This window comes from Lolliginicoccus suaedae (assembly GCF_008312885.1).
Classification (GTDB): Bacteria; Actinomycetota; Actinomycetes; order Mycobacteriales; family Mycobacteriaceae; genus Lolliginicoccus; species Lolliginicoccus suaedae.
In genome coordinates this window covers 124,428-148,400 of the sequence record NZ_VSSO01000001.1, presented here as the reverse complement: position 1 = coordinate 148,400, position 23,973 = coordinate 124,428, and the positions used below count along the sequence as shown (strand labels likewise).

Below are 23,973 nucleotides of genomic sequence, written 5' to 3'. Positions count from 1 at the left end.
CGAGGCAACCCCCAGCACTACCCGCGCTTGGGCGGCAGCGGCACGAAGTAGCTGGTGCGCTCCTGGTACTCGCGGAACCCGGGACGATCGGCCATGTGCTGCTCGAGCAGCCGCGCGCCCGTGGCGTAGACGAGGAAGTACGTCATCACGACTGGCGAGAGCACCGTCAGCGCGCCGGGCCACACATCGGCGGCGATGAGGAAGATGCCCCACCACACGCACGCATCACCGAAGTAGTTCGGGTGGCGGGTCCACGACCACAGCCCGCGGTCCATGATCTTGCCGCGATTGGCGCGGTCCGCCTTGAACTCGCGCAGCTGGTGGTCGCCGACTGATTCGAACAGCACGCCGACGATCCACAGCAGGATCCCGGCGAACGCGATCCAGCCGAGCGGCCCGTCGGAGATGGCCGCCACCTGGATGGGCAGGGAGATGAACCAGGCAGCGAGCGCCTGGGTGAGGTAGATGCGAGTGATGGGCACCCACGGCGAGTCGCTGCCGTGCCGCTCGAGCATCGCCGCGTAGCGAGGGTCCTCGCCGTGACCGCGGGTGCGTTGCAGCAGGTGCCAGGAGAGCCGCAGGCCCCAGATGGCCACGAGGAGCGCCACCACGATCCGCCGGGCAGGCTCGCCCGTTCCTACGAGGGCCGCGACGAGCGCGATGACGACGAACGCGAGGCCCCAGGTGACATCGACGACGTTGTGCCTGCCCAGCGTGAAGCCGATGCGCGCGGTGATCGCCATCAGCACGATCACCGCGAGGAGGCTCGCGGCGCTGACGAGGAGGAAGTCACTCATCGCGGTTGTCCTTGCCGACCCATTGCGGGCGCACATCAGGGAAGCCGGACTCGCCGCGGTCACGGGCGCGCACGAGCAGGATCTGGTCGACGCCCATGCGCCCGTCGCGGAACGCCCGGGCACCACCGACGAGGTAGAGGCGCCAGACGCGGGCCATCTCCTCGCCGACCATCGCCACGGCATCGTCCCAGTGGGACTCGAAGGTGTCGAGCCAGGCGTTGACGGTCCATTCATAGTGCTCGCGCAGGGCGTGGACGTCGCGAAGCTCGAGGCCGGGCGCTTCGAGCATGGCGATGGTCTCGCCGACCGGGCGCATGTGCATGTCCGGGGCGATGAAGGACTCGATGAACGGTCCGCCTCCCGGATGGCTGCCGCGCCGCGACATCTGCTGGATAAGCACGCGCCCGCCGGGGCGGACGTTGTCGTAGAGCGCGCGGGCATAGCGCGGATAGTTGCGCTGGCCGACGTGCTCGCCCATCTCCAGAGAGGTGACGGCGTCGAACGGTCCGTCGGGAACCTCCCGGTAGTCCTGCAAGCGGATCTCGACCTTGTCCTGCAGTCCGAGGCTGGCGATGCGGGCATCGACGAAGCGCTTCTGCTCGGCGGAGATGGTGACGCCCACGACGGTGGCACCGTACTCCGCGGCCGCGTGGATGCTCAGCGAGCCCCAGCCGCAGCCGATGTCGAGCAGGCGCATCCCGGGGCGCAGGCCCACTTTGCGGCACACGAGGTCGAGCTTGTCGCGCTGCGCGTCCTCCACGGTGTAGCCGGGGTCGCGGGAGGTCCAGTAGCCGCACGAGTAGGCCATGTGCGGGTCGAGGATCAGGGCGTAGAAGTCGTTGGACAGGTCATAGTGGTGGCTGATGGCCTGGCGGTCCCGGCCCGGGCTATGCAGGCGGCCGCGGACGCGGGCTTGGGTTGCGGGGGGCTGAGGGTCGAGGCCGAGGGCGTCGAGCTGCCGGGCGGCCCTGGCAAGTCGCGCGATCAACCGTGGACCGGGGCGGACCGAGGCGAGCCCACGCTCGCGCACTACGTTCCAGACGTGGTCGAGGGCCTCGCCGAGATCACCGTCTACGTCGATCTCGCCGGTGACGTAGGCCTGCGCGGCACCGAGCTCGCCCGGATGCCACAGGAGCCGCCGCAGCGCGTCGGGGCTGGTGATCCGCACGCGCGGGGCATCCTCGGGGCCAGCGGTGCTGCCGTCCCAGGCGGTGAGGCGCACGGGCAGGGGGCTTCCGGTGATCGGTTCGAGGATCTCGGCGATCAGCCCGGCGGAACCCTGCTGCGCCGAGCGGGCATTGGTGCCTTGCGTCGCGGTGGTCGTCATGCCTCGCCCTTCTCGCTCGCCTCGGCGGCCTCGCTGGGGCGGGTGAACACGATCTGCTCCACATCGAGGTAGCGGGCGGCGAACCCGGCCTCGGAGTAGTTCAGGTAGAACTTCCACATGCGGCGGAACACATCGTCGAAGCCGAGCTCCCGGGCCTCGTCGAACGTCGCGGTGAAGCGGTCCTCCCACAGCCGCAGGGTGCGGGCGTAGTGCAGGCCCATGCCGAGCCGGTCAGCGATGCGCAGGCTCGTGTGCCGCGAGACGGTCTCGTCGATGGCCTGGACGGAGGGGATCAGCCCGCCGGGGAAGATGTACTTGTGGATCCAGGTGTAGGTGTTGCGCGTGGCCATCATGCGCTCGTGAGGCATGGTGATGGCCTGGATGGCGACCTTGCCGCCGGGGGCGAGCAGCTCGTCGATCTTCTGGAAGTAGGTGGTCCAGTACTGGTAGCCGACGGCCTCGATCATCTCGACGGAGACGATGGCGTCGAACTCGCCCTCGACGAAGCGATAGTCGAGCACATCGACGTCGACGAGCTCGTCGAGTCCTTCCTCGGCGACGCGCTGGCGGGCGATCTCGGCCTGGGCGGTGGAGAGGGTGACGGTGCGCACGCGGGCTCCGCGCCGGGCAGCGCGAACAGCGAGCTCGCCCCATCCGGTGCCGATCTCGAGCAGCCGGGTTCCCTCGCCGACGCCTGCTTGGTCGAGCAGGCGATCGATCTTGCGGTGCTGCGCGGTGGCGAGGTCGTCCCAGGCGGCCCCATCGGGATCAGTGAACAGCGCCGAGGAGTACGTCATGGACTCGTCGAGGAAGAGCCGGAAGAAATCGTTGGACAGGTCATAGTGCCGGGAGATGTTGGAGCGCGAGTTCTCGGTGGAGTTGTGCTCGCTGCGCGGCTGCCGGGCGATCAGTGCCGCGCGCAGTCGTTGCAGCGGCGCGGGAACGAGGCTCGTGAGGTTGCGGGCGAACACCTCGAGCACGGCCTCGAGGTCATCGGCGTCCCAGTCCCCGGCCATGTAGGCCTCGCCGAAGCCGATCAGCGCGCCGCAGCCGAGCCGATCGAAGAAGTCCGCGGGCCGGCGCAGGATCATGCGCGGGGCGGGATCGTCGGTCTCGGGGCTTCCCCAGATCGTGCCGTCGGGCAGCTCCACCCGCAGCGGCATGTCCTTGACGGCGCGGCGGAAGAGTCGTCGCGCCACGCGGCCCCGGCCGCGCGCGATGGGGCCTCGGGGTGGTGAGGCCACGCCGGGCCAGGTCTCGGGATCGATCGTGGAGGGTGGTGCCGGCGCGGTGATCGCTTCCGGCGATGTTGTCGCAGCGTCGGTGTTCATCGTGCCTGCCACTTTCTTCCTGGGGATGGGGGTCTCTTGCTGATCATGACGTGCGCGCGCGATGCGCGGGCGCGCTTCGGCCGTGGTTCGCTTCACTACGTGCCCTCCTGCCTGGCATGGGCTGGCCGGGGCTGGATGGGCAGGCGCCGCGCCCACAGCCGGATACCCTGCCAGCGGATCTGCACGATCACCCGCAGCGGCGCCCAGGGGATGCTCACGAACGCCCGGAGCAGGGTGCGGCGGGTGATGGGGCGGCGGGTGCCGGTGACGGATGCGACGAACGGAGGCTGGGCGCTGCGATGGAGCACGATCGCGAGCCCGAGCTTCTCACCGGGCACCGGCAGCCGCAGCTCATAGTCGCCCGAGACGTCGTTGAACGGGGAGACGTAGAACTCCTTGGCCACGCGAGCTCCGCCAGGCTCGGTGGCAGCGTCCACGGGCAGCAGGTAGCAGTGCCGCTCGCCGTAGGTGTTGCGCACCTCGGCGATGACGCAGCGCAGCCCGCCGTCGGCGCCGAAGCACCAGAACACCGATAGCGGATTGAAGTTGACGCCGAGGACCCGCGCGTTGGCGAGCATCAGGATGGTGCCGCCGCGCAGGTCGATCCCGCGGGTGGCGAGGAAAGCGTCGACGTTCTCGCGGATGGACCGCGCGGGATCACCGAGGTGGTCACGGGCCTCGAAGCGGGCGAGCGGGCGCAGCCACCAGGGCAGCACGGGCAGCCGGTCGAGATCGACGAGCCACCAGTAGCTGCGGTAGGTGAACTCGTTGTGCAGGGGTGCCCGGCGCACGTGCCGCACCTCAGTGGGGTACAGCGCGCCCGGATAGGCACGGACCGTCGCGCTGGTCACCAGGCCCCGCCCAGCTGCTCGGCGGCGCGCAGCCCGGATAGTGCGCCATCCTCGTGGAAGCCCCAGCCGTGGTAGGCGCCGGCGAAGGCGATGCGGCTCGTGCTGATGCCCGGCAGCCTGCGCTGGGCAGCGACGGCCTCGGGAGTGTACTGGGGATGCTCGTAGTCCATCGTGTCGATCACCGTGCTCTCCTCGATGAGCTGCTCGCCGCCGAGGGTAACGACGAAGCGGCGCCCGTCGAGCGCGCCGAGCCGTTGCAGCCGCGTCATGTCATAGCTGACGAGCACGTTCTCCGGGTCGGCATCGCAGGCGGGGATGCGGTAGTTCCACGACGCCCGGGCCCGGCGCGCCTTCGGCAGCACGGACTCGTCGGAGTGCAGCTGCGCCTTGTTGGGCGTGTAGTGGATCGCTCCGAGCACCTCGCGCTGCTCGGGCGTCGCCGAGGGCAGCATGGCGAGCGCCTGGTGGGGGTGCGTGGCGATCACCACGGCATCGAACACCGCGCGGTCGCCGCCCTCGCTCACCACGAGCACATGGTCCTTGGCCTCCCGCACCGATACGACCGGGGAGGAGGTATGCACAGCGTCGAGCTGCTTGGCGACCCGCGCCACGTACTCGCGGGACCCTCCCGTGACGGTGCGCCAGGTGGGTGATCCCGTGACGCTGAGCATCCCGTGGTGGTCGAGGAAGGCGAACAGGTAGCGGGCCGGGTACTGCAGGGCAGTGCCGGGGTTGCAGGACCACACCGCGGAGACGAGCGGGGTGACGAAGTGCTGGATGAAGTAGGGCGAGAATCCGCCGGCCTCGAGGAATGCCCCGAGGGTGACGTCCTCGTCCCCGCGATCGTCGTTCTCGCCGGTGTCGAGCACCGTGCGGGCCGCGCGGTGGAAGCGCTTGATCTCGGCGAGCATGCGCAGGTAGCGGCCGCGGCCGAGGGTGCGCACGGTGGGGATGATGCCAGGGGCTTTCTTGCCGCCCGCGTACTCGAGGCCGCAGCCGTCGCAGCGCACCGACATGCTCATGTCGGTCTCCTGGGTCTCTACCCCCAGCTCGGCGAACAGCTTGAGCAAGGTCGGGTAGGTGCGGTCGTTGTGCACGATGAAGCCGGTATCGACGGGCACGGTCGCTCCACCAATGGGCACGTCATGGGTGTCGGCGTGGCCTCCGAGCCGGGCGTCGGCCTCGAATAGCGTCACCTTCGCGCTGCGGTGCAGCACCCACGCCGCGGTGAGCCCCGCGACGCCGCTGCCTATCACCGCTACCCGTCTGTCCTGGTGGGTCGCACGTGCCATGGATTCCCCCTCGTGTTCCTGTAGTCCTTGGGCATTCGGAGCCGCTGCCGGATCGGTTCGGTGGTGCCGCGCGCGCCTAGCGCGGCAGCGCGGCGATCTCTTGCACGCGCTCGACGGTCCAGTCATGCCAGCGGCCTGGATCGCGCAGCATGAAGTGCCCGGCGCCCTCGACGGGATGCCATGATGCTTCCACGCCGGCGGTGCTGGCGCTCAGCGTTTCCCGCCGTGACGCTGCCGGGTCGGTCCACGCGTCCGCGGTGCCGTGCAGCACATGCACGCGCTGTCCCGCCGCGAGCAACGCTCCCTCGTCGCCGGGCCACCACGGCGCGAGCGCCACGACTCCGCGCACGGCCGGGTGCGCCGCGAGGTGCGCCGCCACCCGGCCGCCCATCGAGTGGCCGACGAGCACCACGGCGGCATCAGGATGCACTGCAAGGCGTTGCCGCAGAGCAGTCAGAGCGTCGGCGCGGACTGCCGCGCCGTCGCCGTTCCAGCCACGCTGGCTGTAGCTGACCTGGGTGACATCGAGGCCCGGCACGGCGCGGAGCGCAGCGGTGAACGGGCGCATCCGCACCGCAGCGAGGTGCCAGGGGCGCAGCGGGCGGGCGTTGCGGACCTTGCCGCCGGGGAGCACGAGCACGATTGCGTTCACAGCCAGGATTCGCTCCTGCCGGGGGGGATGGATGGGCCTGGCGGCAGTGAAGTGCCTCACCCTCACCGTGCGCCTAGACCAAGAGTGCGATATCGGACACATTCGGGCACCCTGGTGCAGCATCGCTTTCCCGCGAAGTGAGAAAGTGGTGGAGAGACAACCGCAGGAATTATGGGGATCCCATTCCCGCGGCATGCGCACGTCACTACGCTGGAAAGCCAGCCTTGCAATCAAAGGAGCCTGCCATGGGTAACGAGCCCGCAACCACTCAGCGGCACCAGGTCGTCATCATCGGGTCCGGTTTCGGAGGATTGTTCGCGACCCAAGCGCTGAAGCGGGCCGATGTGGACGTCACGATGATCGCCCGCACCACCCACCACCTTTTCCAGCCCCTGCTGTACCAGGTGGCCACTGGCATCCTGTCGGTCGGCGAGATCGCCGCCCCCACCCGTGTGGTGCTGCGCAAGCAGAAGAACGCGCGCGTGCTGATGGGCGAGGTCATCGACATCGACGTGCAGAACAAGACCATCACCTCCGAGCAGTTCGGCCACATCACCGTCACCTCGTATGACAGCCTGATCGTCGCGGCGGGCGCCGAGCAGTCGTACTTCGGCAACGATCACTTCGCCAAGCACGCGCCCGGCATGAAGACCGTGGACCACGCCCTTGAGCTGCGCGGGAAGATCCTTTCCGCGTTCGAGCTCGCGGAGCTGTCCAACGATCCCGTCGAGCAGGAGAAGCTCCTCACCTTCGTCGTCGTGGGGGCTGGCCCCACCGGCGTCGAGATGGCCGGGCAGATCGCCGAGCTCGCCAAGGACACCCTCGAGGGCGCGTTCCGCAACATCGATCCCGGCCAGGCCCGGGTGATCCTGCTCGACGCCGCCCCGCAAGTGCTGCCGCCGTTCGGCCCGAAGCTCGGGATGAAGGCGCAGAACCGCCTCGAGAAGCTCGGCGTGGAGATCATGCTGAACACGTTCGTCACCGACGTCGACGAGAACGGCATCGTGGTGAAGAACAAGGACGGCGAGGAGCAGCGCATCACGTCGTACTGCAAGCTGTGGGCGGCAGGCGTGGCGGCGAGCCCGCTCGGCAAGATCCTCGCCGACCAGACCGGCACCGGGGTCGATCGCGCCGGCCGCGTCGAGGTCAACCCGGACCTGACGGTCAAGGGGCAGCCGAACATCTTCGTCGTGGGCGACATGATGGCCCTCGATGGGCTGCCCGGCGTCGCGCAGGTCGCCATCCAGGGTGGCCGCTACTCGGCGAAGGCGATCAAGAAGGAGATCAAGGCCGAGGAGAAGGGGCAGCCCGTCCCGGAGCGCAAGCCCTTCTCCTACTTCAACAAGGGCAACATGGCCGCTGTGTCGAAGTACAGCGCCGTCGCCCAGGTCGGCAAGCTCAACATCAGCGGGTTCATCGGCTGGCTGATGTGGCTCGCGGTGCACCTGGTGTACATCGTGGGCTTCAAGAGCCGCGTGGCGACGCTGTTCTCGTGGACGGTGACGTTCCTGACCAACTCGCGCGCGCAGCTCACCGTGACCGAGCAGTGGATGACTGCCCGCACCGCGCTCGATCATCTCGAATCGCTGGAGGCCCAGAAGAAGGCTGAGGCCCAGGCGAAGCAGGACGAGCTCGAGGCAAGCTGAGCCGGCTAGCGCCTAGCACGCGGCGCCGGGAACCACGATGGTTCCCGGCGCCGCTGGCTTTTCCTGGGTTCAGGCCCAGGGTTCAGGCCCAGGCGCCTCTCAGGAGGTGCCGAGCTTGGCGGAGTCGATGATGTTCTGGATGCGGACGTGGCCGCGGGCGACGAGCCGGTGCTGCTCGTCGGTGATGTTGACCAGCCAGAGCTGCTGGAGCCTGCCGCGGTGCATAGGAATGGCGTGGCCGTGGAGGGTTCCCTCGCGGACGGCGCGCAGGAAGTCGGTGTTGTTGTTGACGCCCACGACGTGGCCGCGCTCGCCGAGCCAGGCGGTGCCCGCGACGCTGGCGAGCGATTCGACGACCGCGCAGTAGACGCCGCCGTGGACGAGCCCAGCGGGCTGGTGCATGTCGGGACGGATCGTCCAGTGGGCGCGCACGGAGTCGGGGGTGATCTCGGTGTAGCGGAGACCGAGGTACTTGCCCATCCCGCGGTCGAGCATCTCGGTGAGCTCGTCAGGAATGGCGCCGGGGAAGCCTTCGGTGGAGTCGCTTGTGGTCACGTGTCAATCCTTTTGCGTGGAAAGCAGATGGGCCTCACGCCACTGTATGCGTGAGGCCCATCCTGGCATGGACCGGGTGTCTCTGCAGCCCTCAGGACACCGTCACGGCCCGGCGGTCATTGTTCTTTCCTCCGACCCACCACTTACATTAGGTGAGGCTTGCCTCATTTGCAACCTCTTTGCGGTTGTGATGCTCGTCACACTGCGACCGCTAGGCTCCCCCATCGCAGCCGCACCGCCGAGGAGTGGCTGCGCACCGGGCGGCCCAGCTCCTCGAACGCTCCCAGGAGCGCCCGGGCGCGCCGCAGCGGCACAGCATCGTCCACGCCTGCCCGCGCGGGGGCGTAGGACGCCATTCCCATCACGGCCTCGCCCACCATGGACCACAGCCGCGCGGCATCCACCCCGGAGAAAACCGCGATCTCGTCGAGCAGCGGCCCCAGGGTGGTGTCGCACCGATGCGCGACCCACATCAGCAGCGCCGCCTCGCACGGCAGCGTCCGCACCGCGCGCGATCCCGCGGCGGGATCCCCGGGCAGCACGCGCAGCATCGGGTCGACGACGCCAGTCCAGTCGACCCCGCCATCCGAGTCGTAGTGCAGCCACAGGTTCTCCGTGCCGGGATCCCATGCGCGTCCCTCGAGCACCAGCAGGGCGACCAGCCGCGCCACCACGGCATGGATGACCATCGAGGCGACCTGGCCCGTGGCCACATCCCGCGAGCCAAGCTCGCGCAGTGCCTTGTGATGCATCACTTGCAGGCGCCCCTCGGGGATCGCCGCGCCCAGCGGCCACCACCGGCGCCGCGGCTCGTTGTGCATCCAGGTGATGGCGTAGTTGCGCGGGTAGTCGATGTCGAGCTCCCGCAGCCGCGCCATGCTCTCGCGGAATGGCTGGTCGACACGGGCGGCCAGGCGCCCCTGGACCAGTTCGCCCGTCACGGCGCGCGGTACGTGCGCTGATGTCGCGAAGCCCATTCGTTGCTCGTCCCTCCCGAGCCCCATCGCGGGGCGTTCGACAGTGTTCCCGGCCCACGAGGAGCCGCATTAATTAGTGTAACCTAACCATATTGAGGCAAGGCTAAGCTAGTCGATGGGGAAATCGAGCATTCCGCGCGGTCCGCCGCCTTCGCGGCCCCCCAGCGCCAGCGGAACCGCGCCAGAACGTGACTACGACCACTCGTAGTAGCGGCTGCGAGCGCACTAGCAGTAGAATTGGCGGAATGGCAGGTCTTGGAGAACTCGAGCGGGCAGTCATGGATCACCTCTGGTCCGTGCGCGAGCCCCAGACCGTGCGCCAGGTCCACGAGTCCCTCTCGCAGCATCGCGCGCTGGCCTACACCACGGTCATGACCGTGCTCCAGCGGCTCGCGAAGAAGAACCTCGTCGCCCAGGAGCGCGAGGAGCGCGCGTACCGGTACGCCCCGATCAATGCCCGCGAGGAGCTCGTCGCCGAGCTCATGGTCGATGCGCTCAAGCAGGCCGAGGAGTCCGGTGGCCGCGCCGCCGCCCTCGTCCATTTCGTCGAGCGCGTCGATGCGACCGAGGCTGATGCGCTCCGCCAGGCCCTCACCGCGCTCGAGCAGCGCGACCAGCAGGGCAGCGGGCGGGCCCGCGGGCAGCACAAGCGGAACTAGCCCCGCCGGGCTTTCCCAATCGACCCTGCGCGGGCACACTGGAAGCACAGCAAGCCACTCGCCCGCACCGCCAACGATCGAGGGACAAGCATGATCGGCACGACCGCCATCGCGTTCGCGGTCCTTGCCGTCACTCTCGCCGGACCGATCCCCACCGTGCTGGCACGCGCGCGTTGGCCCCTGCGCGCCCCCCGCGCCGCCCTCGTCCTGTGGCAGTCCATCGCCCTCGCTGCGGTGCTGTCCGCGTTCAGCTCCGGGCTCGCCATCGCGAGCATGCTGCTCGTGCCCGGACCCGATGGGCGACCCACCACCTCCCCCGCGGCGGAGATCGCCGTCCTCGGACTGCCCCTGTGGCTGCTGTCGGTGGCCGTGTTCGCCGTCACCGTGCTGATCGGCGCGCGCCTGGTCTACAGCACGGCCCGCGTCGCGATCCGCACCCGTCGCCGCCGCGCCCACCACCGGATGCTCGTCGACCTGCTCAGCAAGGGCGATCCCCGGCTCGCCCACTACACCACCGCTGACCTGCGCGTCCTCGAGCACGCCGAGCCGCTCGCGTACTGCCTGCCCGGCCTTCACCAGCGGGTAGTGGTCAGCGAGGGCGCCCTCGACTCCCTCTCCCCCATCGAGCTCGAAGCGATACTGGCCCACGAGCGCGCGCACCTGCGGGCCCGCCACGACCTCGTCCTCGAGGCCTTCACCGCGGTGCACGAGGCCTTCCCGCGCATCGTGCGCAGCAAGTCCGCGCTCGGCTCGGTGCGCCTGCTCATCGAGCTGCTCGCCGATGATGCGGCCCTGCACACCACCGGCCGCGCGCCGCTCGCCCGGGCTCTAGTGACCTGCTCCGCCGGCACGGCTCCCGAGGGCGCGATGGCAGCCGGCGGGATCTCCACGCTGCTGCGCGTGCAGCGGCTGGCTGGCGAGACCCATCACCTGCCCACCGCCGTCGCGGCCTACACCACCGCCTCGCTCATCCTCATCGGCCCCACGCTCGCGGTGGCCCTGCCGTGGCTCATCGAGCTGTCCCGGCTGTTCGGGCTGGAGTCCTGAGCGGCTCCACGCGCTCGCGGGCACCGCGGTCTAAGGTGGATCGAGAACCCAGGCCTGAATACCCCAGCCCGGCATTCGCCCAGTCAGGAGTCCGCATCGTGACCTCGTCCTCCCGCACCGCCCCCATCGGCGTCACCGGCCTCGGCGTGATGGGCGCCAACATCGCCCGCAACCTCGCCCGCCATGCCGATGCCGTGGCCGTGCACAATCGCAGCCCGCAGCGCACCGCCGAGCTGGTGAGCGAGCACGGCCGCGACGGCACATTCCTTGCTGCAGGCACGATCGAGGAGTTCGTGGCCAGCCTCGAGAAACCGCGCCGGGCACTCATCATGGTGCAGGCCGGGGCCGCCACCGACGCGGTCATCGAGCAGCTCGCCGGAGCCATGGAGCCCGGCGACATCATCATCGACGGCGGGAACTCCCTCTACACCGACACGCGACGGCGCGAGGCCGAGCTGCGCGAGCGTGGCATTCATTTCGTGGGCTGCGGGATCTCCGGCGGCGAGGAGGGCGCGCTCGAGGGCCCGTCGATCATGCCCGGCGGCTCCGCCGAGGCCTACGCCGCCGTCGGCCCCCTGCTCGAGTCCATCTCCGCGCACGTCGACGGGACTCCCTGCTGCACCCATATCGGCCCCGACGGGGCCGGGCACTACGTGAAGATGGTGCACAACGGCATCGAGTACGCCGACATGCAGCTCATCGGCGAGGCGTTCCAGCTGATGACCGGCGTCCTCGGCTACAGCCCCGCCCGCTGCGCCGAGGTGTTCGCCGAATGGAACCGCGGCGTGCTCGAGAGCTACCTGGTCGAGATCACCGCCGAGGTCCTTGCCCAGGTCGATGCGGCAACCGGGCGGCCGCTCGTCGAGATGATCCTCGACGCCACCGGGCAGAAGGGCACCGGGCGGTGGACCGTCAAGTCCGCCCTCGACCTCGGTGTTCCGGTCACCGGGATCGCTGAGGCCGTCTTCGCGCGCGCGGTCTCCGGTGCCCGCGAGCTGCGTGCGGCAGCGACCGGGCTCGCCGGCGGCAAGCTCGCCACGGCACTGGGCGAAGCGCTGCCGGGCGTGGACGAGCAATCCTTCCTCGACGACATCCATGCGGCGCTGTATGCCTCCAAGGTGGTGGCCTACGCACAGGGCTTCAACCAGCTCACAGCCGGCAGCGACGAGTACGAGTGGGACGTCCGGCCGGGCGATCTCGCGACGATCTGGCGGGGCGGCTGCATCATCCGCGCCCAGTTCCTCGGCCGCATCCGCGAGGCCTACGATGCGGACCCCGCCCTCCCGAGCTTGCTGCTCGATCCCTACTTCCGTGATGCCGTGGAAGGATCAACGGGCAGCTGGCGGCGCGTGGTCGCGGCCGCCGCGATGATGGGCGTGCCCGTGCCTGGATTCGGGTCCGCGCTCGCCTACTACGACAGCGTGCGCGCCGACCGGCTGCCCGCTGCACTGCTGCAGGGCCTGCGCGACTTCTTCGGGGCGCATACCTACGAGCGGATCGACAAGCCGGGCCACTTCCACACCCTGTGGGGCGGCGATCGCAGCGAGGTCCCCGCCGACTAGCTCCCGGGTCGATCCAGCAGCCCCCACGCAGGATGCAGCCACAGGAGGCAGCGATGCGATACCTCGACGGACGGCAACCGACCCACGACCTGACCTATGACGATGTGTTCCTCGTGCCCCGGCGCGGCGACGTCGCCTCCCGGTTCGACGTCGATCTGTCCACCGCCGACGGCTCCGGCACCACTATCCCGCTTGTGGTGTCGAATATGACGGCGGTGGCGGGGCGACGCATGGCCGAGACCGTGGCCAGGCGTGGCGGGCTCGTCGTGCTGCCGCAGGACCTGCCGATGCCCGCGGCCGCGGAGACCATCGAGTTCGTCCACTCCCGCCACCACGTGGCGGACACGCCCATCATCCTCTCGGCCCAGCAGGCGGTCTACGACGGCCTCGCGCTGATCACCCGGCGCGCGCACGGAGCCGCCGTGGTCACCGAGGAAGGCCGCCCCATCGGCCTGCTCACCCCCCGGGCCTGCGAGGGGGTCGACCGCTACACCCGTATCGGCGATGTGATGGCAACCAGCTTCATCACCGCCAGCGAGGACACGCCCGCGCGCGACATATTCGACCAGCTCGCGGCCGCGCACGAGGACATCGCCGTGATCGTTGACGATGCGGGGCTCGTCGTGGGCGTGCTGACCAGGCAGGGAGCACTGCGCGCCGGGCTGTACGAGCCGAACGCCAACGCGCGCGGGGAGCTGCGCATCGCGGCCGCGGTGGGTATCAATGGCGACGTGGTGGCACGGGCCCGGGCCCTCGTGCGCGCGGGGGCGGACCTGCTCGTGGTCGACACCGCGCACGGGCACCAGGAGAAGATGATCAGCGCGGTATCGGCGATCGCCGATGCCGGGCTCGGCGTTCCGCTCGTCGCGGGCAACGTCGTCACCGCGGAAGGCACGGCCGACCTGCTCGAGGCCGGCGCGACCATCATCAAGGCCGGCGTCGGTCCGGGCGCGATGTGCACCACCCGCATGATGACCGGCGTCGGGCGGCCACAGTTCTCGGCGATCGTCGAGTGCGCTGCCGCCGCCCGCGAGGCCGGTGGGCACGTATGGGCCGATGGCGGGATCCGGCACCCGCGCGATGTCGCGCTCGCCCTCGTCGCCGGGGCATCGAACGTGATGATCGGCTCGTGGTTCGCCGGCACCTACGAGGCACCCGGCGACCTGCGCACCGACAGCGATGGCCGTCCCTACAAGGAGAGCTTCGGCATGGCGTCGAAGCGAGCCGTCGCCGCCCGCACCGCCAGCGACTCCCCCTACGATCGCGCGCGCAAGACATTGTTCGAGGAAGGGATCTCCACCTCGCGGATGCACCTCGATCCCGAGCGCCCCGGCGTCGAGGACCTGATCGACCACATCTGCGCGGGGGTGCGCAGCACCTGCACCTATACCGGCGTGCGCACCCTGCCCGCGCTCGCGGAGGAAGCGGTGGTGGGGCTCCAGTCGCCAGCGGGCTTCGCGGAGGGCCGCGCCCGCCCGATCGGCCGGTAGCAACAGTTCTGAGCGATCGATGCGTCGCATTTGTCGTTCGCCACGGCAAGTACCGTTATAGGGTAGGTCCATGAAGGGTTTGCTCGCTGGACTGCTCGCCGCCATCGTCGCGATCGCGATCGGCGCAGTACTGTTCTTCGTCCTCGTCGATAGCTCGGAATCGACAGAAGTGCGGCAGGAGAGCCTCACGTATGCCGTGAACGGCTCGCAGCAGACCTGCGCCGACTTCTACGGCGCCACCTGCGACTTCGACACGCAGCTCGGATTCAACCGCTGGGCGGGCGGTCTCGACGGCTTCGTCGGCGAGCAGCGCATGGGTTCCTTCGCCCGCGATATCGGATTCGTCGATACGAGCAAGATCGCCCTGGAGACGTGCGTCCTGACCGCCAAGAGCGGCAAGACCATCGAGGACCTGCTCGCCTATACCCGGCAGAATCACCCCGATGCCACCACCGCTGAGGTGTTCCCCATCTGGAACGCCGCCCGCTGGCACCTCTGCCCCCTCCCCCGCTAGCTGCTGCACCTCGCTCGCGCACCGTCCGCACGAACTAGCCAGCCTGGCCTCCGCCGGTCCACAATGTTCACCGTGCGCCGCGCCTTCGATGCTCCCCCCGCAGCTACCCGCTACCTCCCCACCGAGGCCTGGCACGCTCGCCAGGGCCGCCACCACGAGCGTGCCGACGCCCTTCTCGCCCCGCACCGGGCCAGGCAGCAGCGCGGCGAGGCACATCCTGTCTGGGACTTCCTCTTCACCTACTACAGCCTGCGTCCCGCGCAGCTGCGCCGCTGGCACCCCGGCATCGGCACAGCCCTCGAGAACGCCCCCGACCACGCCCGCTGGCGCGGCTACCGGACCGACGAGCAGGGCCTGACCGATGTCTCCCCCGAGTTCATCGAGCACCGCGCGTCCACCGTGCGCTTCGTCCTCGACCTGATCGAGCGGACCACGGCGCGCCCCGCTCGCCTTTCCTGCTTCGGCATGCACGAGTGGGCGATGGTGTACCGCACGAGCCCGGAAGAGGTGCGCCATGCCCGGCTGCCGCTGCGGCTCGGCCATGACGGCACCGATGCCGTCGTCGAGTCGATGCCGCTGCGCTGCACCCATGTCGACGCCTACCGGTTCTTCACCGAGGCCGCGCGGCCCCGCAATGACCAAGTGCTCACCCGCGCCGACCAGCTCCGCGCCGAGCAGCCCGGTTGCGTGCACGCCAGCATGGACCTGTACAAATGGTGCTACAAGCTGCTGCCCATCACCTCCTCCAACCTGCTGCTCGACTGCTTCGAGCTCGCCCTGGCCGCGCGCGAGATCGATATGCGCGCGAGCCCCTATGACCTCTCCGGCCACGGTCTCGCCCCCATCGCGGTGGAGTCCCCGGGCGGTCGCGCCGAGTATGTCCGTCTCCAGCAGTGGCTCGCTGGGCGCGCCGCCCCGCTGCGCGAGCGCATCGCAGCGGCGTGCCAGGCATCCCTCGCTGCCCTAGCAGCGGCCGGACCGGCCTGACCTGGCTTCCGCGCAGCCGTGGATGGGCGATAGCGTGGTTGGAGCACTGCCGTGCGGGTAGCCTAAAGTGATTGCCGGGCTGCCGCACCGAGCCGGTGCCCGTATTGCTGTGCGCATGCGTGACACGAATTTCCAAAGAAGCGAGGCGATGAATGACTGAGCGCGTGAACGTCGGCAGCCTGCAGGTTGCCAAGGTTCTGTACGACTTCGTGGTGGAGGAAGCCATTCCCGGGACCGGCGTCGACGTCGACGCGTTCTGGGCCGGCGCCGAATCCGTGATCAACGATCTCGCCCCCACCAACAAGGCCCTGCTCGCCAAGCGCGATGAGCTGCAAGCCACCATCGACACCTGGCACCAGGACAACAAGGACACCTTCGACGCCGCCGCCTACAAGTCGTTCCTCTCCGACATCGGCTACCTGCAGCCCGCTCCGTCCGACTTCACCGTCTCCACCTCCGGCGTGGACGAGGAGATCGCCGAGACCGCAGGCCCGCAGCTCGTCGTTCCCGTCACCAACGCCCGGTTCGCCATCAACGCGGCCAACGCCCGCTGGGGCTCCCTCTACGACGCCCTCTACGGCACCGACGTCATCCCCGAGGACGACGGCGCGGAGAAGGGCAGCGGCTACAACAAGGTCCGCGGCGACAAGGTCATCGCCTACGCGCGCGGCGTCCTCGACCAGGCCGCCCCGCTCGCCGAGGGATCCCACGTCGGCTCCACCAACTACGCCATCGCGGACGGCAAGCTCGCCGTCACCCTCGCCGACGGCTCCACCACCGGGCTCGCCGCGGGCGCTAGCTGCCTCGGCTACACCGGCGATGCCAGCAACCCCTCCTCGCTGCTCATCAAGCACAACGGGCTGCACGCCGAGATCCTCATCGATCCCGCCAGCCCCGTCGGCTCCACCGATGCCGCTGGCGTCAAGGACGTCGTCCTCGAGTCGGCCGTCACCACCATCATGGACTTCGAGGATTCGGTTGCCGCGGTCGATGCGGATGACAAGACCAACGGATACCGCAACTGGCTCGGCCTGATGAAGGGCGACCTCTCCGAGGACGTCAGCAAGGGTGGCAAGACCTTCACCCGCGTGATGAACCCCGATCGCGAGTACACCACCCCGGACGGGCGCACCCTCTCCCTGCCCGGCCGCTCGCTGCTGTTCGTCCGCAACGTCGGTCACCTCATGACCACCAACGCCATCCTCGACGCCGAGGGCAACGAGATCCCCGAGGGCATCCTCGACGGACTCATCACCTCCCTGGCTGGGCTCCACAGCCTGCGCGGCGACTACCCGCTGAAGAACAGCCGCACCGGGTCGCTCTACATCGTCAAGCCCAAGATGCACGGCCCCGAAGAGGTCGGGTTCACCGTCGAGCTGTTCCGCCGCGTCGAGCAGATCCTCGACCTGCCCGAGAACACCCTCAAGGTCGGCATCATGGACGAGGAGCGCCGCACCAGCGTCAACCTGCGGGGCTGCATCGAGGCCGCCCAGGAGCGCGTCGTCTTCATCAACACCGGGTTCCTCGATCGCACCGGCGATGAGATCCACACCTCCATGGAGGCCGGTGTCGTGGTCCCCAAGGCCGACCAGAAGTCGCAGAAGTGGTTCGCCGCCTACGAGGACAACAACGTCGACGCGGGCCTGTCCACCGGCCTCACCGGCCACGCCCAGATCGGCAAGGGCATGTGGGCCATGACTGACCTGATGTCGGCAATGGTCGAGCAGAAGGCCGGGCAGCTCAAGCAGGGCGCCACCACCGCATGGGTTCCCTCGCCCACCGCCGCCACCCTGCACGCCATGCACTACCACCAGGTGGATGTGTTCGCCGAGCACATCGAGCTGAAGAAGCGCGAGCAGGCCAGCATCGATGCCCTGCTCACCATCCCTGTTGCCGCTGATGCCGCCACCTGGGACGCTGCCGTGGTTGCTCGCGAGGTCGACAACAACTGCCAGTCCATCCTCGGCTACGTGGTCCGCTGGATCGACCACGGCGTCGGCGTCTCCAAGGTGCCCGACATCAACGATGTCGCCCTCATGGAGGACCGTGCCACGCTGCGCATCGCCAGCCAGACGCTGGCGAACTGGCTGCGCCACGGCATCATCACCACCGATCAGGTGAATGAGAGCCTGCAGCGCATGGCCGAGGTCGTTGATCGCCAGAACGCCGGCGACAGCAACTACAAGCCGATGGCCCCCGCCTTCGAGGGCAACATCGCCTTCGAGGCGGCCCGCGAGCTCATCCTCGAGGGCACCAAGCAGCCGAGCGGCTACACCGAGCCGATCCTGCACCGCCGCCGCCGCGAGTACAAGGCCGCCAACGCCTGACCGGCGCTAGCGGGCAACGAGCATCGAGGGCGGGCGCTCCCCACACAGGGGGCGCCCGCCCTCGCTCCATCAGGATCGGGTACACGCATGCTGATCTTCCTCGCCGTCACCGCGCTGCTGATCGGCGCGCTCCATCTCTGGCTGCACCACGCCCTGCTCTCGGCAACCAGCCTTGGACCTCGTGCCACACGCCTCGGGCGCATCGCCCTCGCCGCCCTGTGGGCCGCGGCCATCGCTAGCCTCGCCGTTGGCATCCATATACCGATGAGCTGGGGGCGGCCCATCGGCTATGCCGGCGGCATCTGGTTCGCGGTGCTGTTCTATCTCGTTCCCGCGCTCGCCCTCATCGCTGTCGTCGCGCTCCTGGCCCGCGCCACCCGCGTCGATGCCAGGCGCATCCTGGTAGCCCGTCGCGCGGCCACCGCCCTAGCTGTCGTCGGGGTGCTCGCTGTGTGCGGCTGGGGAACCTGGAACGCCCACCAGCTCACGGTGCGCGAGACGCGCATCGCCGTGCCCGGCTTGCCCCCGGGATTCGACGGCACACGCATCGCGCTCGTCGCCGACCTGCATCTCGGGCCCGCCCTCGGTGAAGAGTTCGCCCGGGGGGTCACCGAGCTGGTCAACGAGCAGGAACCCGATCTCATCCTCGTCGGCGGGGACCTCATCGACGGGACCATTGCCAAGGTCGGTCCCGCCACGATTCCACTCTCGGCCCTGCGTGCGTCGCTCGGCGTGCACGTCGTCTCCGGCAACCACGAGTACTACGCCGATGATGCCGACGCCTGGCTTGACCACTTCGCCACGCTGGGCATGAATCCCCTCCGCAACCAGCGCATCGAGCTCGAGCGCGGTGACGACATCCTCGACCTCGCCGGCGTCAACGACTACGACGCCCCCGCGCCCCGCCCCGCTGATCTCGATGCAGCGCTCGCTGGCCGCGACACCGGGCGCACCCTGCTGCTGCTCGCCCACCAGCCCCGCCACATCAACGCTGCCGCCGCCGCAGGGGTGGATGTCCAGTTCTCCGGCCACACCCACGGCGGGCAGCTCTGGCCGTTCGGCTATCTCGTCGCGCTCACCCAGGACGTCGCCATCACCGGGCTCGACCGCCTGGCCAGCGGTGCCGAAGGGAACGGTGATGCGCGAGGCACGCAGATCTACACCACCTCGGGCGCGGGCGCGTGGGGGCCACCAGTGCGTGTCGGCACCACCCCGGAGATCGTGATCATCGAGCTCGTCCGCGAGTAGGCCTGGCGGTGCCGACGTGCGCTGGGGCGCCGGGGCCGCCTTTGCCGCAAACGCGATAGAAACCGCCGGGAATCCCAGGTCGGTTTCTATCGCGTCTGGCTGCTTCTATCGCGTTTGGCACATCCTCACGGACTACCGCCTAGCCCTGGTAGGCCTCCAGCGGCGGGCACGAGCAGACGAGGTTGCGGTCGCCGAACGCGCCATCGATGCGCCGGACAGCAGGCCACACCTTGGGCCGGTTGCCGATCCCGCCCGGGTAGGCGGCGGTCTTGCGGTCGTAGGGGTGCTGCCAGTCCTCGACGAGGCACTCAGCGGTGTGGGGCGCGCCGCGCAGCGGGTTGTCGTCGACCGGCCACTCGCCGGAGCCGACGCGATCGATCTCCTTGCGGATGGCGATCATGGCGTCGCAGAACGCATCGAGCTCGGCGAGGTCCTCGCTCTCGGTGGGCTCCACCATGAGCGTTCCGGGAACGGGGAAGCTCATCGTCGGGGCGTGGAAGCCGTAGTCGGCGAGACGCTTTGCCACATCATCGATGGTGACGCCCGTGTCCTTGCTCAGCGGACGCACGTCGAGGATGCACTCGTGGGCGACCATGCCGCTCTCGCCGGTGTAGAGGACGGGGAAGTATTCGTCGAGGCGCCGGGCGAGATAGTTCGCGGAGGCGATGGCGGTCAGCGTGGCGCGGCGCAGCCCGGCGGTGCCCATCATGCGCATGTACGCCCAGCTGATCGGCAGGATGGACGCTGAGCCGTATGGGGCGGCGGAGATGGTCGGTCCGTCGCCGAGCTCGGGAGCCAGCGGGTGGCCGGGAAGGAATGGCGCGAGGTGCTCGCGGACCGCGACGGGCCCGACGCCCGGGCCGCCTCCGCCGTGGGGGATGCAGAAGGTCTTGTGCAGGTTGAGGTGGCTGACGTCGCCGCCGAACTGGCCGGGGCGCGCCACGCCGACGAGTGCGTTGAGGTTCGCGCCATCGACGTAGACCTGCCCACCGGCATCGTGCACGGCGGCGCAGATGTCGCGGATGTCGTGCTCGAACACCCCGTGCGTCGAGGGGTAGGTGATCATGATCGCCGACAGCGACTCCGCGTGGGCGGCGATCTTCGCGCGCAGGTCGTCGAGGTCGACGTCGCCATTGTCGCGGCACTTGACCACCACCACGCGCATCCCCGCCATGACCGCGGACGCGGCGTTGGTGCCGTGGGCGGACGACGGGATGACGCACACGTCGCGATGGGACTCGCCGCGGGCATGGTGGTAGCCGCGGATGGCGAGGAGGCCAGCGAGCTCGCCCTGGCTGCCGGCGTTGGGCTGGAGGCTGACGCGGTCGTAGCCGGTGACCTCGGCGAGCCAGGTCTCGAGATCACTGATGAGCGCGCGGATGCCTTCGGTGTCCTCGGCGGGGGCGAAGGGGTGCAGGCCGGAGAACTCGGGCCAGGTGACGGCTTCCATCTCGGTGGTGGAGTTGAGCTTCATGGTGCAGGAACCGAGCGGGATCATGCTGCGGTCGAGCGCGATGTCCTTGTCGGCAAGGGCTCGCAGGTAGCGCAGCATCGCGGTCTCGGTGCGGTAGAGGTGGAAGGCGGGATGGGTGAGGTAGTCGCTGGTGCGGGCCAGTCCGGCCGGGATTGCGGCCGCGGCCTGCGTGCCAGAACCGGTGGCACCGAACGCGGCGGCGACGGCGTCGATGTGGGCAGCAGTGGTGGCCTCGTCGCAGGCGATGCCGAGGTGGTCAGCGTCGATCAGCCGGAGAGTGATCCCCTGGGTGCGGGCTGCCTCGTGGATGGCGTGGGCCCGGCCGGGCACGCGGGCGAGGATGGTGTCGAAGAAGTGCTCGTGCACGATCTCCGCGGAACCGGTAGCCGCGAGGCGCCCGGCAAGGGTGGCCGCATGCGATGCCACCCGGCTCGCGATGGCGCGCAGGCCCTCTGGTCCGTGGTAGGAGGCGTAGCTCGCGGCCATCACGGCGAGGAGCACCTGCGCGGTGCAGATGTTGGAGGTGGCCTTCTCGCGGCGGATGTGCTGCTCGCGGGTCTGCAGGGCGAGCCGGTAGGCGAGGTTGCCGTCGGCGTCCTTGGACACTCCTACCAGGCGACCGGGAAGCTGCCGGGCATGGGCCTGGCGGGTGGCGAGGTAGCCGGCGTGGGGGCCGCCGAAGCCCATCGGGACGCCGAAGCGCTGGGTGGTGCCGAACACCGCGTCCGCGCCCATCTCGCCCGGCGGGGTGGCGAGGGTGAGGGCGAGCAGGTCGGCCCCGGCGGCGATGAGCGCGCCACGCTCGTGGGCGGCGGCGAAGACAGGGGTCCAGTCGTGGAGGCGGCCGCTCGCGGCGGGGGCCTGGACGAGGATGCCGAAGAACTCGCCGTCCGCCGGGAGGCCCACGGTGAGGTCGGTGTGCACGAGCTCGATGCCGAGCGGCTCTGCGCGGGTCTCGAGCACCGCACGGGTCTGGGGGAAGATGTCGGTGTCAACGAGGAACCTCGGCGACTTCGAGCGGGACGCGCGGCGCAGCATGGTCATGGCCTCGGCGGCGGCGGTGGCCTCATCGAGCAGCGACGAGTTCGCCATGTCCATGCCGGTCAGGTCGGCGACCATCGTCTGGAAGTTCAGCAGCACCTCGAGGCGGCCCTGGCTGATCTCGGGCTGGTACGGGGTGTACGCGGTGTACCAGGCGGGGTTCTCGAGGATGTTGCGCACCAGCACGGGCGGGGTGAGGGTCGTGTAGTAGCCAAGACCGATCATGGAGGTGGTGAGGGTATTGCGCGCGGCGAGGGCGCGCAGCTCGGCTTGGACCTCGTGCTCGCTGGCCGCATCATGATGGGCACTGGCGAAGGCTTGGTCGAGGATGTCGCCGGGCACTGCCCTGGCGGCGAGCTGGTCGAGGGAGTCCACGCCGATGACGGAAAGAATGTGGTCGAGCGCGTCGGTGCTGATGCCGATGTGGCGGTCGGCGAATCCATTCGGGGTGGAGTCGGTCACGGGTGCTCCTCGGGGGCCGGGCAAGGCTTTGCCTTGGGTGGTCCTCCCCCTCTGTCGCTGCCGGTGAGGGCGCCTGAGAGATTCAGCGCGAGCGCGCCTTTCCCCGTGGGCGGGTGGCATGGCCACCACTTTCCAGAGGCGTCGCAGCTCGTACGGTCCTGGGTGCCTGAGAGATTGACGGAGAGGTGTTGCTCCTTCGGCGCCCCGTGCAGCTTGGAAGCTGCAGCAGGGTCTCTCCCGCACGGCATCGACGCGACCCTAGCTTACTGGGTGCGGACGCCTCGGACGAACTGGTGTGCCTAGCCGATCTTTCGGGCCCGGTTGCGGCGGCGGGACGCGAGCTCGTCCTCGACCGCGACGATGGTCTCGCCGGTCTCCACGACGTCCGCGTGCTCGCCGGGGAACTCGGCGATCTTGCCGGTGAGCTCGCGCATGGCACCACCGACGGCGATTCCGAACACGCCCTGGCCGCCCTGGAGCAGGTCAACGACCTCCTCGGGGGACGAGCACTCGTAGACGGTCGTGCCGTCGGAGAAGAGGGTGACGTTCGCGAGGTCGGCGACACCACGCTTGCGGAGGTGCTCGACGGCGATGCGGATGTTGTGCAGCGAGATGCCCGTGTCGAGCAGGCGCTTGACGATCTTGAGGACCAGCATGTCCTTGAAGGAGTACAGGCGCTGGCTGCCCGAGCCCGCGGCACCGCGGATCGAGGGCTGCACGAGGCCGGTGCGGGCCCAGTAGTCGAGCTGCCGGTAGGTGATCCCGGCGATCTGGCAGGCGGTGGGAACGCGGTAGCCGACGAGCTCGTCGGGAACCGAGTCATCGGGGAACAGTCCCGGCTGAATGGGCTCAGCGGGAAGTGATCGGGGTGTCGCGTGCGCGCTCCGTTGTCCCTTCAGTTCTTCGGCCACGGATATCTCCCTCTCGCCGGATCCGTCACGTTGGGTGCCAAGCAGTACCCGGCGCCACGGATGTGGTGGGACCGCGGTGGCCCCTTCAGGGTGGTCGCTGTGCACACTACCGCCCTGAAGCGCTGCGCGTCTTTGCGCCTCGCCGTTTATAGACTACAACTTTAAGAAAGCCAGCATGAGATGAATCACACAAATGTAAGAAAGAATCAGAATGGTAAACCCTCAACCATGAGTTGAGATTTTTACGTTGCGATTCCGATACGCAATCAGCTATCCGGGGAGTTGAAGTCCTCCGGCGAGACCGAGTCCAGGAACTCCTTGAACTTCTCGACCTCGTCCTCCTTCTCATCCGGAATGACCAGGCCCGCCTCCTCCAGAACGGCCTCCTCCGCGAAGATCGGCACGTCAACGCGCAGCGCGATGGCCACAGCGTCGGAGGGCCGGGCAGAGACGGTCACGTCCTTGTCGAAATGCATCTCCGCATAGAAGGTGCCTTCCTGCAGATCCACGATCCGCACTTCCTTCAAGGAATGCCCCAGGGCTACCAGCACATCGCGGAACAGATCGTGGGTCAGCGGCCGTGCCGGCACCACGCCCTGCTGCTCCAGCGCGATCGACGTCGCCTCGGCCTGCCCGATCCAGATGGGCAGGTAGCGATCGCCATCGACCTCACGGAGCAGCATCACGGGCTGGTTCTGTGGCTGCTCGACGCGAATGCCGATAACGCGAACCTCTCCCATTTCAACCGCCTCTCCTGTGCACGTCCGGCTCTGGAACGGAGCGCTACCACCAAGTCTATGGGAACGTGGTCGCGATGGCCGCA

20 protein-coding genes and 1 riboswitch are annotated in these 23,973 nt (G+C 69.1%); of the genes, 9 read left to right on the top strand and 11 right to left on the bottom strand.

The genetic code is table 11. The features are described from left to right. Positions 1–17: 17 nt before the first annotated feature. From FXO18_RS00640 to FXO18_RS00615, 6 genes are all read right to left on the bottom strand, one after another. Positions 18–797, bottom strand: coding sequence for a DUF1295 domain-containing protein (locus FXO18_RS00640; RefSeq protein WP_149359147.1), 780 nt, complete (start codon positions 795–797; stop codon positions 18–20). Next, positions 790–2,124, bottom strand: coding sequence for an SAM-dependent methyltransferase (locus FXO18_RS00635; protein ID WP_149359146.1), 1,335 nt, complete (start codon positions 2,122–2,124; stop codon positions 790–792). The genes FXO18_RS00640 and FXO18_RS00635 overlap by 8 nt, the downstream gene beginning before the upstream one ends. Continuing rightward, positions 2,121–3,455 (bottom strand): SAM-dependent methyltransferase, encoded by a 1,335-nt coding sequence (locus tag FXO18_RS00630; RefSeq protein WP_149360022.1) that lies wholly within the window; start codon positions 3,453–3,455, stop codon positions 2,121–2,123. Before FXO18_RS00630 ends, FXO18_RS00635 begins: the two co-directional genes overlap by 4 nt. A gap of 95 nt (positions 3,456–3,550) precedes the next feature. Next, positions 3,551–4,306 carry a DUF1365 domain-containing protein gene (locus FXO18_RS00625; protein ID WP_149359145.1) on the bottom strand — a complete coding sequence of 252 codons (756 nt, stop codon included), beginning with the start codon at positions 4,304–4,306 and terminating at the stop codon, positions 3,551–3,553. Continuing rightward, complete coding sequence (locus tag FXO18_RS00620) at positions 4,303–5,598, bottom strand: NAD(P)/FAD-dependent oxidoreductase (RefSeq protein WP_149359144.1); 1,296 nt, start codon at positions 5,596–5,598, stop codon at positions 4,303–4,305. Before FXO18_RS00620 ends, FXO18_RS00625 begins: the two co-directional genes overlap by 4 nt. 76 nt (positions 5,599–5,674) lie before the next feature. Continuing rightward, a complete protein-coding gene (locus FXO18_RS00615; protein ID WP_235900360.1) occupies positions 5,675–6,250 on the bottom strand; it encodes an alpha/beta hydrolase in 576 nt (191 codons plus the stop codon). A gap of 245 nt (positions 6,251–6,495) precedes the next feature. Between FXO18_RS00615 and FXO18_RS00610 the strand changes: the two genes are divergently transcribed. Then, complete coding sequence (locus FXO18_RS00610) at positions 6,496–7,896, top strand: NAD(P)/FAD-dependent oxidoreductase (RefSeq protein ID WP_149359142.1); 1,401 nt, start codon at positions 6,496–6,498, stop codon at positions 7,894–7,896. Positions 7,897–7,995: 99 nt separating this feature from the next. Here FXO18_RS00610 and FXO18_RS00605 read toward each other — a convergent pair whose 3' ends face one another. Continuing rightward, the gene (locus FXO18_RS00605) at positions 7,996–8,391 is read right to left on the bottom strand and encodes a PaaI family thioesterase (protein WP_149360021.1); all 396 of its coding nucleotides are present in this window, start codon (positions 8,389–8,391) and stop codon (positions 7,996–7,998) included. 257 nt (positions 8,392–8,648) lie between these two features. Continuing rightward, positions 8,649–9,428 carry a hypothetical protein gene (locus FXO18_RS00600; RefSeq protein WP_235900359.1) on the bottom strand — a complete coding sequence of 260 codons (780 nt, stop codon included), beginning with the start codon at positions 9,426–9,428 and terminating at the stop codon, positions 8,649–8,651. A 245-nt stretch (positions 9,429–9,673) separates the two neighbouring features. Between FXO18_RS00600 and FXO18_RS00595 the strand changes: the two genes are divergently transcribed. From FXO18_RS00595 to FXO18_RS00560, 8 genes are all read left to right on the top strand, one after another. Further along, complete coding sequence (locus FXO18_RS00595; protein WP_149359141.1) at positions 9,674–10,087, top strand: BlaI/MecI/CopY family transcriptional regulator; 414 nt, start codon at positions 9,674–9,676, stop codon at positions 10,085–10,087. Positions 10,088–10,177: 90 nt separating this feature from the next. Continuing rightward, positions 10,178–11,134 carry a M56 family metallopeptidase gene (locus FXO18_RS00590; protein ID WP_149359140.1) on the top strand — a complete coding sequence of 319 codons (957 nt, stop codon included), beginning with the start codon at positions 10,178–10,180 and terminating at the stop codon, positions 11,132–11,134. 98 nt (positions 11,135–11,232) lie between these two features. Further along, positions 11,233–12,696 (top strand): NADP-dependent phosphogluconate dehydrogenase, encoded by a 1,464-nt coding sequence (gene gndA, locus FXO18_RS00585; protein ID WP_149359139.1) that lies wholly within the window; start codon positions 11,233–11,235, stop codon positions 12,694–12,696. Positions 12,697–12,749: 53 nt separating this feature from the next. Continuing rightward, positions 12,750–14,186, top strand: coding sequence for a GuaB1 family IMP dehydrogenase-related protein (locus FXO18_RS00580; RefSeq protein ID WP_149359138.1), 1,437 nt, complete (start codon positions 12,750–12,752; stop codon positions 14,184–14,186). A gap of 70 nt (positions 14,187–14,256) precedes the next feature. Continuing rightward, positions 14,257–14,700, top strand: coding sequence for a hypothetical protein (locus FXO18_RS00575; protein WP_149359137.1), 444 nt, complete (start codon positions 14,257–14,259; stop codon positions 14,698–14,700). Positions 14,701–14,763: 63 nt separating this feature from the next. Then, a complete protein-coding gene (locus FXO18_RS00570) occupies positions 14,764–15,687 on the top strand; it encodes a 3-methyladenine DNA glycosylase (protein WP_407936416.1) in 924 nt (307 codons plus the stop codon). Positions 15,688–15,839: 152 nt separating this feature from the next. Then, positions 15,840–18,014, top strand: coding sequence for a malate synthase G (locus FXO18_RS00565; protein WP_149359135.1), 2,175 nt, complete (start codon positions 15,840–15,842; stop codon positions 18,012–18,014). Between the two features lie 87 nt (positions 18,015–18,101). Continuing rightward, positions 18,102–19,262: a metallophosphoesterase gene (locus tag FXO18_RS00560; RefSeq protein WP_149359134.1), complete on the top strand. Its 1,161-nt coding sequence runs from the start codon at positions 18,102–18,104 to the stop codon at positions 19,260–19,262. Positions 19,263–19,401: 139 nt separating this feature from the next. Here FXO18_RS00560 and gcvP read toward each other — a convergent pair whose 3' ends face one another. From gcvP to FXO18_RS00545, 3 genes are all read right to left on the bottom strand, one after another. After that, positions 19,402–22,239 (bottom strand): aminomethyl-transferring glycine dehydrogenase, encoded by a 2,838-nt coding sequence (gene gcvP / locus FXO18_RS00555; protein WP_149359133.1) that lies wholly within the window; start codon positions 22,237–22,239, stop codon positions 19,402–19,404. A 143-nt stretch (positions 22,240–22,382) separates the two neighbouring features. After that, positions 22,383–22,489, bottom strand: a riboswitch (glycine riboswitch). 49 nt (positions 22,490–22,538) lie between these two features. Next, positions 22,539–23,138: a MerR family transcriptional regulator gene (locus FXO18_RS00550; protein WP_407936428.1), complete on the bottom strand. Its 600-nt coding sequence runs from the start codon at positions 23,136–23,138 to the stop codon at positions 22,539–22,541. A gap of 278 nt (positions 23,139–23,416) precedes the next feature. Beyond that, positions 23,417–23,890, bottom strand: coding sequence for a bifunctional nuclease family protein (locus FXO18_RS00545; protein WP_149359132.1), 474 nt, complete (start codon positions 23,888–23,890; stop codon positions 23,417–23,419). Between the last annotated feature and the right edge of the window lie 83 nt (positions 23,891–23,973).